The sequence below is a fragment of the Paraperlucidibaca sp. genome (assembly GCF_982810325.1).
In genome coordinates this window covers 59,464-70,103 of sequence record NZ_CEYEMI010000008.1, presented here as the reverse complement: position 1 = coordinate 70,103, position 10,640 = coordinate 59,464, and the positions used below count along the sequence as shown (strand labels likewise).

General features: G+C 54.5%; 11 protein-coding genes and 1 tRNA gene. 5 read left to right on the top strand and 7 right to left on the bottom strand.

All coding sequences use genetic code 11. The features are described from left to right. Positions 1–1,225 (top strand): NAD(P)/FAD-dependent oxidoreductase (locus AC3DKE_RS04840; protein ID WP_487990162.1); only part of this gene is annotated, 1,225 nt, incomplete at its 5' end. A 96-nt stretch (positions 1,226–1,321) separates the two neighbouring features. Here the strand turns inward: AC3DKE_RS04840 and ychF are convergent. From ychF to lolB, 7 genes are all read right to left on the bottom strand, one after another. Beyond that, a complete protein-coding gene (ychF, locus tag AC3DKE_RS04835) occupies positions 1,322–2,413 on the bottom strand; it encodes a redox-regulated ATPase YchF (RefSeq protein WP_379072332.1) in 1,092 nt (363 codons plus the stop codon). Positions 2,414–2,443: 30 nt separating this feature from the next. Then, positions 2,444–3,037, bottom strand: a complete 594-nt coding sequence (pth, locus tag AC3DKE_RS04830; protein WP_379072335.1) for an aminoacyl-tRNA hydrolase — start codon at positions 3,035–3,037, stop codon at positions 2,444–2,446. Between the two features lie 74 nt (positions 3,038–3,111). Further along, positions 3,112–3,753 (bottom strand): 50S ribosomal protein L25/general stress protein Ctc, encoded by a 642-nt coding sequence (locus AC3DKE_RS04825; RefSeq protein WP_379072338.1) that lies wholly within the window; start codon positions 3,751–3,753, stop codon positions 3,112–3,114. A 105-nt stretch (positions 3,754–3,858) separates the two neighbouring features. Then, on the bottom strand, positions 3,859–4,809 hold the full coding sequence (locus tag AC3DKE_RS04820; protein ID WP_379072441.1) for a ribose-phosphate diphosphokinase: 951 nt from the start codon (positions 4,807–4,809) through the stop codon (positions 3,859–3,861). Between the two features lie 28 nt (positions 4,810–4,837). Continuing rightward, positions 4,838–4,912: transfer RNA gene (locus tag AC3DKE_RS04815), tRNA-Gln, on the bottom strand. After that, entirely contained in the window at positions 4,911–5,771 is an 861-nt protein-coding gene (ispE, locus tag AC3DKE_RS04810) for a 4-(cytidine 5'-diphospho)-2-C-methyl-D-erythritol kinase (RefSeq protein ID WP_379072341.1), read from the bottom strand. Before ispE ends, AC3DKE_RS04815 begins: the two co-directional genes overlap by 2 nt. Further along, the gene (gene lolB, locus AC3DKE_RS04805; RefSeq protein ID WP_487990161.1) at positions 5,768–6,379 is read right to left on the bottom strand and encodes a lipoprotein insertase outer membrane protein LolB; all 612 of its coding nucleotides are present in this window, start codon (positions 6,377–6,379) and stop codon (positions 5,768–5,770) included. The genes ispE and lolB overlap by 4 nt, the downstream gene beginning before the upstream one ends. 144 nt (positions 6,380–6,523) lie before the next feature. On the opposite strand from lolB, the gene hemA reads away from it, so the two are divergent. From hemA to AC3DKE_RS04785, 4 genes are all read left to right on the top strand, one after another. Continuing rightward, the gene (hemA, locus tag AC3DKE_RS04800; protein ID WP_411729920.1) at positions 6,524–7,822 is read left to right on the top strand and encodes a glutamyl-tRNA reductase; all 1,299 of its coding nucleotides are present in this window, start codon (positions 6,524–6,526) and stop codon (positions 7,820–7,822) included. Beyond that, complete coding sequence (prfA, locus tag AC3DKE_RS04795; protein ID WP_379072350.1) at positions 7,819–8,901, top strand: peptide chain release factor 1; 1,083 nt, start codon at positions 7,819–7,821, stop codon at positions 8,899–8,901. Before hemA ends, prfA begins: the two co-directional genes overlap by 4 nt. A gap of 63 nt (positions 8,902–8,964) precedes the next feature. Further along, a complete protein-coding gene (gene prmC / locus AC3DKE_RS04790; protein WP_487990160.1) occupies positions 8,965–9,882 on the top strand; it encodes a peptide chain release factor N(5)-glutamine methyltransferase in 918 nt (305 codons plus the stop codon). Then, complete coding sequence (locus tag AC3DKE_RS04785; RefSeq protein ID WP_484216818.1) at positions 9,869–10,630, top strand: HesA/MoeB/ThiF family protein; 762 nt, start codon at positions 9,869–9,871, stop codon at positions 10,628–10,630. The genes prmC and AC3DKE_RS04785 overlap by 14 nt, the downstream gene beginning before the upstream one ends. Positions 10,631–10,640: the final 10 nt, after the last annotated feature.

Genomic DNA, 10,640 nt, shown 5'->3' with positions numbered 1-10,640 from the left:
AGCCACGATTTCAGCCGATTTTGATGTGGTCATCGTCGGTGGCGGCTCTGGCGGTATCGGTGTTGCCGCCAGCTTATTGAAGCGCGACTCATCATTGAGTATCGCGATTATTGAACCTAGCGAATCACACTATTATCAGCCCGCATGGACATTAGTCGGTGGCGGCGCATATGACAGTGCAGATACTGAACGCACCACGGCGTCGGTCATACCGAAGGGTGTGCAGTGGTTACAAGCCGCTGCCTCGCGCTTTATTCCAGACTGCAATCGCGTGGCGCTGGCGGATGGCCGCGAAGTTAGCTATCAGCAGCTGATTGTGTGCCCCGGCCTAGAGCTGCACTGGGCTGGTATTGAAGGCCTGGAGGAAACACTAGGCGCTAATGGTGTGACTTCAAACTATCGCTTCGATTTAGCGCCCTACACTTGGGAGTTGGTGCAGGAGTTGAAGGGCGGTACCGCGATCTTCAGCCAGCCATCGATGCCTATTAAGTGTGCGGGGGCTCCGCAAAAAGCCATGTATTTGTCCTGCGACCATTGGCTCAAGCAAGGCCGCTTAGCGAATATCAAGGTGGAGTTTTGTAATGCCGGCGCTGTGCTTTTTGGTGTTGCTACGTTTGTCCCGCCTTTGATGCAATATGTTGAGCGCTATGGCATCGACTTGGCATTTAATCATCAGCTAGTGAAAGTAGATGGTCCTGCTAAAACCGCATGGTTTGATGTGACTGGGGCTGATGGCGAAGTCACACGCGTGGAGAAGCGCTTCGATATGCTCCACGCCGTGCCGCCACAGCGCTCACCCGATGTTGTGCGCAACAGCCCTCTAGCCAATGCTGCTGGCTGGTGTGAAGTGGATCAGCACACCCTGCAAAGCCAGCGATTTGCCAATGTATTCTCACTTGGTGATGCCTGCTCTGCACCAAACGCTAAAACTATGGCGGCGGTTCGTAAGCAGATCGTTATCGTGGCAGAAAATCTACTGGCTCTTCGCGTTGGTAAGCCGTTGTCGACACTTTATGATGGCTATGGCGCCTGCCCATTAACCGTGGAAAAAGGCAAAGTGGTGATGGCTGAGTTTGGTTTTGGTGGAAAACTATTGCCGACCTTCCCATTGGATCCCGCAGTGCCTCGTCGCAGTCAATGGTTCCTGAAGGCGACAATACTGCCGATGGTGTATTGGAATTTGATGCTAAAAGGCCATGAATGGTTGGCACGACCAAGCAAGTAAGTATTTGCTTGCCTGGTCTAACAAAAAAGCCTCGGTGTGAAAACCGAGGCTTTTTTGTATTGCGAGCCGCATGAACTGCTACGGCTTGTAGAGCATTTAAACGTTGAAGCGGAAATGCATCACATCGCCATCTTTAACCAAATATTCTTTGCCTTCTAAACGCCATTTGCCAGCCTCTTTTGCTCCAGCTTCGCCGCGATAGGCGATGAAGTCTTCATAGCCAATAACTTCGGCACGAATAAAGCCTTTTTCGAAGTCGGTATGGATGGCGCTAGCGGCTTTCGGCGCCGTGCATTTTAACGGAATGGTCCACGCGCGAACCTCTTTCACGCCGGCGGTGAAGTAGGTTTGTAAGCTAAGCAGGCCATAACCAGCACGAATGACGCGGTTCAAGCCCGGTTCTTCCATGCCTAAATCAGCCAAGAAAGCGATTTTATCTTCCTCGTCTAGCTCGGCAATTTCGGATTCTAATTTGTTGCAAATAGGCACGACCACCGCATTTTCTTTAGCCGCTAACTCGCGAACCTGGTCGAGCATGGGGTTGTTGTCGAAACCATCTTCGCTAACGTTGGCGATATACATCGTGGGCTTCAGCGTTAAGAAGCCATATGAGCGAATGGTTAACAGCTCTTCCACACTGAGGTCGACGCTGCGCACGGGCAGGCCCTCATCGAGCGCGGGTTTGATTTTTTCTAGCACGGCCTTCAGCGCAATCGACTCTTTATCGCCGCTTTTGGCTTGCTTGGTCACACGCAGCATGGCCTTTTCGACAGCATCAAGGTCGGCCAAAGCAAGTTCGGTGTTAATCACTTCGATGTCATCGATAGGGCTGACGCGGTTAGAAACGTGAATGACATTGTCATCAATAAAGCAGCGCACCACGTGAGCGATGGCATCGGTGCTGCGGATATTGCCTAAAAACTGGTTGCCTAGGCCTTCACCTTTGGACGCGCCAGCAACGAGGCCGGCGATGTCGACGAACTCCATGCTAGTTGGAATGACGCGCTCAGGCTTAACGATTTCCGCTAAGGCATCGAGGCGAGGGTCGGGCATGGGTACTACGCCGGTGTTTGGCTCGATGGTGCAAAACGGAAAGTTTTCCGCGGCAATGCCGGCCTTAGTTAGCGCGTTGAAAAGGGTAGATTTGCCCACATTGGGTAGACCAACAATGCCGCAATTAAATCCCATGATGCTTCCTCTGCGCACTCGCGCGTCAATTCAATTAGTGTCGATTTTAAAGCCGTTTATTCGGTTCATGGCCTTGGCGATGTCGCCAGTGACCATCAATTCGGTGCAGCGTAAGGCCTCATCGAGGGCTTGATCGATGAGTGATTGTTCTGATTGCGGTGCGCGGCCTAAAACAAAGCCAGTGACTTGACTGCTATTGCCAGGATGGCCAATGCCGACGCGCAAGCGATGAAAGCCGGCTTGGTTGCCCAGCGAGGCAATGCTATCGCGCAGGCCGTTGTGACCGCCATGACCACCGCCAGTTTTCAGGCGTATCTGCCCTGGAGCGATATCGAGCTCATCGTGGGCGATTAAGATTTCGGCTGGCGTGAGTTTGTAAAAATTCGCGAGCGCAGCAACAGCTTGGCCCGAGCGATTCATGAAAGTGGTGGGGATGAGCAGCCGTACATCTTCGCCAGCAATGCTCACGCGCGCAGTTAGTCCAAATGCTTTGGCATCGGGGCTTAGTGATGTGCGGTGTTGCTCGGCTAAACGCTCAATAAACCACGCGCCAGCATTGTGGCGAGTTTGTGCGTATTGTGCACCGGGGTTGGCGAGGCCAACTAATAGGCGTAAGGCAGTCATGTTTCAGCATCTTTAGGGCAATAAAAGAAAAACGGGGCATAAAGCCCCGCTTTTCTATCACAGCCGGAGAAAGATTACTCGGCTTCGGGCGCAGCTTCAGGTGCAGCGTCATCTTCAGAAGCGGCAGCCACTTTTGGCGCGTGCACGTTGGCAACTGGTTGGTCATGGTCGTGACCCAATGCCAAAGCGAGAATTTCCACGCCTTTTGGCAATACCAAGTTGGACAAATGCAGAGTTGTACCAAGAGCCACGGCAGCCATATCGACTTCGATGAACTCAGGCAGGCTGCCTGGTAAGCAGCTAACTTCCACGTCGTTGATGTAGTGAGTGATTTCACCACCATCTTGCTTCACGCCAACGCATGTATCTTGGTTGGTGAAGTGCAGAGGAACGCGCATGGTCAGTTTTTGTTTCGCATCGACGCGCAAGAAGTCTGCGTGCATCGGTGTGCTTTTCACTGGGTGGCGTTGCAGTGCTTTAATCACGACTTTCTCGGCTTTGCCATCAACAGTGATGGTTAGCACGTGCGAATAAAACGCTTCGTTTTCCAGTGCTTTAACTAGCTGACGCAGCTCAATGCTGATCGACTGAGCGGCAGCTTCGCCACCATAAATAACCGCGGGGACGCGGGCTTCCAAACGACGAAGGCGGCGGCTCGCACCTTTCCCTTCGAGAGTCCGGTTTTGCGCATCAAGCGTAAAAGTTGCTGCGGACATTTTCTGTACTCCGTAAGGCACTGAGCTTGCGACCAGCTCAATGCAAATAACCTGTGATAACTCACAGGGCTTGTAGCAACACGCTACAAATAGGGTTTGCCGTGCTTAAAACAACTCAAACATGGCGCTAATGGATTCTTCGTTATTGATGCGGCGCAGGGTTTCTGCAAGCAGCGCGGATAACGACAACTGACGAATACGGCCACAAGCCAATGCAGCATCTGACAGCGGGATGGTGTCGGTGACGACTAGCTCATCTAGCTGCGACTTATTGATATTGTCGATGGCTGGGCCTGACAAAATCGCATGGGTGCTGTAGGCAACAACGCGGTTGGCGCCATTCTCTTTCAGAGCCGCAGCGGCTTTGCACAATGTGCCGGCGGTGTCGACCATGTCATCAACAATTATGCAGTCGCGGCCTTTAACTTCGCCAATGATGTGCATTACTTGCGACTCATTGGCTTTCGGGCGGCGCTTATCGATGATGGCTAAGTCGGCATCGTCGAGCTGTTTGGCGACGGCGCGAGCACGAACTACACCACCAACATCTGGAGACACGATGACGAGGTTTTTGTAGTTCTGGCGTTCGATATCGGCGACTAATACGGGTGAGCCGTAGATATTGTCGACTGGGATATCGAAGAAGCCTTGAATTTGATCAGCGTGTAGGTCGACAGTCAGCACGCGGTCGATACCGACAGTGGTGAGCATGTCAGCAACTACTTTTGCTGTGATGGGTACACGCGCCGAACGCACGCGGCGATCTTGGCGGGCATAACCGAAATAGGGGATGACGGCGGTGATGCGGCCGGCACTGGCGCGACGCAGAGCATCGGCCATGACAATCAATTCCATCAGATTGTCGTTGGTTGGTGCGCAAGTCGATTGCAAGATGAACACATCTTTGCCACGAACATTGTCATTGATCTCAACAGCGATTTCGCCATCGGAAAATGTACCAACGTGAGCGAGGCCCAGAGGGATATGCAGATGATTAACGACTTTACGCGCAAGCTCAGGGTTGGCGTTGCCGGTGAATACGACGAGATTGGGCATGATTCCAGTCAACTCAGCCTGAGAGAGATGGCAGGGGCGGCTGGATTCGAACCAACGCATGGCGGGATCAAAACCCGCTGCCTTACCGCTTGGCGACGCCCCTATATTCGATGCATCCGAAGCCAATGATCGAGCGCTGTATGCGCCGACGATCGATTTTGGCCTCGGCAGATAAAGCCGTTGACTGGACTGGCGCTGAGTATATCAGCAGCCTGACCTTGACTGGAACAGGCGAGGAAAACACAAGCACCAGTGCCTGTCATTTTCGCCACACCATGCTGAGTCAGCCAATGTAACGCTTCATCTACAGCAGGAGCCAAGGTTCTGACAACTTTTTCGAAGTCGTTTCGAGTGACCCCTGCGTTGAGGTCGCGCAGTTTAATGGCCTCGCTATGTCGAGTCAACAGGGGATGGCGAAAAGCTTCTGCTGTTGATACATGCGCCTCGGGCGTGAGCACGACATACCACGGTTCATCGGGCTCGATAGCCGTGAGTAGCTCGCCAACACCTTCTGCCCAGGCCGCATGACCATGCACAAAAACTGGCACGTCGGCGCCAAGTTTTAGGCCTAAAGCCGCTAATTCATTGAGGTTGAGCTGAGTTTCCCAAAGTGTGTTTAGCGCCAATAGCGTAGTCGCTGCATCGGATGAGCCGCCACCTAAGCCGCCGCCCATGGGTAGGCGTTTATCGAGCCTTATATTGGCGCCAAGGGTGCAATTGGTGGCTTCACGCAGCGCAGTGGCGGCGCGAATGATCAAATTATCGGCACTTAAAACACCATCGATGTCGGGAGATAGCGTTAATTGGCCATCGTGGCGTAGTGAAAAATGCAATATGTCGGCACTGTCGATGAATTGAAACGCTGTTTGTAAGGTGTGATAGCCATCATCACGGCGGCCGGTAATGTGCAGAAATAGGTTCAGTTTCGCCGGTGCAGGCAGTGTTATTTCGTGCGCGCTCATGCTGAGGCTTTCGCCTGCCAGCGCTGAATAAATAGCAAAATACGATTTTTGCCCTGAGTCAGCAGCAATCGTTGCGGGATGCGATAGCCATCTTGCACTTGCTCGCTGAGTACGCGGATATTCCAGCCATGCTCTTGGAACTCGCGCACACCAGCCTCGCCGCTAAGCGTGGTGATGGTAGTGAGCGGATCTTGTGGCCAGCCGCTGAGCCAGTCGTTGAGTAGATCGATTGGCAACGGTACGCCGGTAATTGCCTGCGTTAGCAGGTCGGGGCGATCGGACTCGTGGCGGCCTAGCCAGCCATTATCTAAAACTAAGTTGCCATCGCGGCCGGTGAGCGTGGTGTAGCCCTGGTTTAGCGGTCCGGCGGCGCTGGCGTCGAAGTCTTTGCCGGTGCGCTTCCAGTTATATGTCGCGGTGATGCTATTGCCCAAAAATGTCACGCCGGCTTTGCCTTCTGCTTGCCATTGCGTCAGGCCGCGGGCACTAGCGGCTGCTTCTATTACCTCTGGCGCCACCACGACTGGGCCGCGAGTAACGCAACCTGAAAGCAGGGCGGCCGCTATTAGCGTAAATAGTGCAGAGCGGGAAAAGTTCAAGGCTATCATCTGCGGCACGCCTCTAAGGCTTTAGGTAGGCGTCGATGGTAGCAAAAAGGCTTTGCGTCGGGTGAGCCCGTAACATTTGTCTTTAAACGCGCTATCCCTCACAATTTGTGGCTATTTTCCGGGGTATCCGGCTCAGGGTTCGGCATGGCGCTGTTGGCATTCGGCATTAATCACAAGACGGCATCGGTCGCCCTACGTGAGCGCGCGGCGTTTGCGCCGGAGGCGTTGGGTCAAGCCTTGCGTGATGCCCGCCAATTCGCTGGCCTCGATGAGGTCGCGATCTTGTCGACGTGTAATCGCACCGAGTTCTATGGCGCGGCTGATCCCGAGCGCATGCAAGCCGTACGGCAATGGCTGACTGAGTCGCGCGGCATTAGCGATGCTGAACTTGACGCCGTTTGGTATGTCCACGAGGGCGAGGCTGCGATGCGCCACGCCATGCGTGTGGCCTCTGGGCTGGACTCGATGGTGCTCGGCGAGCCACAAATTTTCGGCCAAATGAAAACAGCCTGGAGCGAGGCGATTGCTGCTGGTACAGCTGGCGGCGCGCTAGACAAGCTATTTCAAGGCACATTCGCTGCCGCCAAAGCTGTGCGAAGTAAGACCGCGCTTGGTGCTAGTCCTGTTTCCATTGGTTTTGCCGCTGTCACCTTAGCGCGCCAAGTATTTGAGTCATTGGCGCAAACACCCACGCTCTTGGTTGGTGCTGGCGAAATGAACGCTTTAGTCGCCAAGCATCTGCGCGAGCAGGGCGTGGCAGAGCTGATGATTGTTAATCGTACCTTGGCAAATGCCGAGGTAGTGGCGCAAGACGTTGACGCCGAAGCCATGCCATGGTCGTGCCTACAAGATGCTCTAGCTCGTGCAGGCGTGGTGATTAGCTGCACCGGCAGCAGTGAGGCGGTTATTACTCGCGCCATGGTCAAGCAGGCGTTGAAAGAGCGGCGCCAACAGCCAATGCTGCTGATCGACATCGCTGTGCCGCGTGATATCGAACCATCGGTGGCCGAACTCGATGATGTTTTTTTATATACCGTGGATGACCTGCAATCGGTCATCGATACTGGTTGGCGTAACCGGCAAGCAGCTGCTGTCGACGCCGAGCGCTTGATTGACCAACATGTGCAGCAGTTTGCAGAGCAGCAACGCGTGGCTGAAACTGCCGTGGCGCTAATTCGCCAAGTGCGCGGACGCGCCGCCGATATGGCCGATATTGAGCGCCAAAAAGCTTTAGAGCAGCTGCGCCGAGGCGCCGACCCTGAAGCCGTATTGGCGCGTTTGCAGCACACCCTAATGAATAAGTGGTTGCACGCGCCGACTGTCAGTTTGCGCCAGCTTGCGGCTAGCAATAACGCTGAGGGCTTGCAGCTAGTAGCGCAGGCTATGGGCGTGAAACCTGAAGATACTCCTGTTAATTCGCCAGAGACTGCATCTAACTCATGAAAGCAGCACTACTTTCCCGTCTTGATCAGCTTGCCGAACGCTTTGAAGAGCTGAATGCGCTCTTGTCCGATGCTGGTGTCATTGCTGATCAAAACCAGTTTCGTAAACTCTCGCGCGAGCATGCTGAGCTTGAGCCCGTGGTGGCCGCACTAGCAGCGTATCGCCGTGCCGAGCAGCAACGCGCCGATGCCAAAGCATTACTATCGGATCCAGATTTTCGTGAATTAGCGGAAATGGACATTGCCGATATGGATGCCGAATTAGTCCGCATCAGCGAAGATTTACAGCGTCTGATGGTGCCACGCGATCCCAATGACAATGGCAATGTGTGGCTCGAGGTTCGCGCTGGTACCGGTGGCGATGAGGCCGCGATTTTTGCCGGCGATTTATTTCGTATGTATAGCCGCTTTGCCGAGCGCCAAGGTTGGCGGATCGAGATTGTCTCTAGTAACGAGGGCGAGCATGGCGGCTATAAAGAAGTGATTTCGCGCGTCTCTGGCGAGTCCGTTTATGCCTCTTTGAAGTTTGAGTCTGGTGCGCACCGCGTGCAGCGTGTGCCTGCAACTGAATCACAAGGCCGCGTGCACACTTCGGCTTGCACCGTGGCGGTGATGCCGGAAGCGCCAGAGCTGGAAGCCATCGAGATTAATGCCGGTGACTTGCGCATCGATACTTATCGCGCCAGTGGTGCTGGCGGGCAGCACATCAACAAAACCGATTCGGCGGTGCGCGTAACGCACATTCCAACGGGTGTGGTGGTTGAGTGCCAAGATGAGCGCTCGCAGCACAAAAATAAAGCCCGCGCACTGTCGTTATTATCGGCAAAGCTGCATGCGGCGCAGCAGGCTGAGGCGCAGTTGGCCTCGTCAACCATGCGCCGTGATCTTGTCGGCAGCGGTGATCGTTCTGAGCGCATTCGCACCTATAATTTTCCGCAAGGCCGCATGAGCGATCACCGCATCAACCTCACGCTATATCGTCTCGATGAGATCATGAATGGCGATTTAACTGAGCTGCTGAATGCATTGGCGACTGAGCATCAAGCCGATCAGTTGGCCGCTATGGCAGAGACTTTGTGATCCGATCATTGAGCAAGATACTCATTGTAGGCTTGACTCAATTACCGCCATTTCCACCTGTCGATGAATCTCCACAACGCAATGCCTAGCAATAGCGCAGCAACTATAACTCTCGAGCAATGGCTTAAAGCTGCGACGGCGACATTGGCACAAAGCTTGGCGTGGCAGCCAGTTAGCGGCGATGCCGTGAGTGCGCGCCGCGAGGCCAGCTCGGTCTTGCTGGCCGCCATCGGGAAGACGCATGCTTGGCTTTTAACTTGGCCTGATGCTTGTTTGAGCACTGATGAGCTAGCGCGGGCGGATGCGTGGTTGGCGAGGCGCGCCGCCGGTGAACCTTTGGCCTATTTGCACGGTGAGCAAGAGTTTTGGTCATTATCGCTTCAAGTAGCACCGGGCATTTTAGTGCCGCGTGCCGATACCGAATGTTTGGTCGAGCAAGCGCTATTACGTATTGCTAGCACTGGCGCTGTTCGTGTCTTAGATCTGGGCACTGGTTCCGGCGCTATTGCTTTGGCCATTGCGCATGAGCGCCGGCAAGCGCAGGTGTTTGCGGCCGATCGCAGTGCCTTGGCGGTGGCTGTGGCGCAGACAAATGCCGCACGATTGAGCTTGGCGCTGAGTTGCCGTGAGAGTGATTGGTTTAGCGCATTTGCTGGTGATCGCTTCGATGTCATTGTTAGTAACCCACCGTATATTGCCGAGGATGACCCGCACTTGGCAGCGCTGAAGTTCGAACCAATACAGGCCTTGGCGGCGGCCGATTTCGGCCTTGCCGACTTACGCGAAATCATCAGGCAGGCGCCGAAGCATCTGAGCATGAATGGATATTTATTGCTCGAGCATGGCCACGATCAAGCAGCAGCAGTACGCGAGTTGTTGCAGCAAGCAGGCTTTGTCGATGTTTGCTCGACGCGGGATTTTGGCGGTAATGAGCGCGTGACTGGCGGGCGTTGGACTGGAGTATCAGATGATGACGCATGAGCTAAGCGATGCCGAACTGCTGCGCTACCATCGGCAAATTCTATTGCCGAGCTGGGATATCGCCGCGCAACAGAAGCTGCGTGCCGCCACCGTATTGGTGCTAGGCCTTGGCGGCCTTGGCTGCCCTGTGGCGCAATACCTTGCCGCTGCAGGCGTTGGTCGTTTAATTTTGCTCGATGACGACCGTGTCGATATCAGTAATTTGCAGCGCCAACCCTTGCACGGTGAAGCCGATGTTGGCCGCTTAAAAGTCGAGTCAGCCGCAGCCTCGCTAAAGGCGTTAAACCCATTGGTAGAGATTGTGACTGTGGCCGCGAGAGCCGACGCCGCCCTGCTCGCACGATGGATGCCGGAGGTCGCAGTGGTGGCCGATTGCTGCGATAATTTCAGTACGCGAGATCTTATCAACGCTAGCGCGTGGTCGGCGCAAGTGCCGGTAGTGTCGGCAGCGGCCATTGCCTGGCAGGGTCAGCTCAGTGTGTTTGATGCCCGTGATGCTAAGTCGCCATGCTATCGCTGTCTTTATCCAGACAGCCTCGATGCCGAGCAGACCTGCAACGATGTCGGCGTTATGGCGAGCACCGTGGCGGTAATGGGCAGCTTACAAGCCAATGAAATTTTGAAGCTAATCGCAGGAGTTGGTAGCAATCTCTGCGGTAAGTTGTTGTTGTGGGATGGCCATCAGGCGAACATGCGCACACTGCGCATCCCGCGTGATGTGGCTTGTCCCGTGTGTTCTTCTACGTAATTTGTTTTCG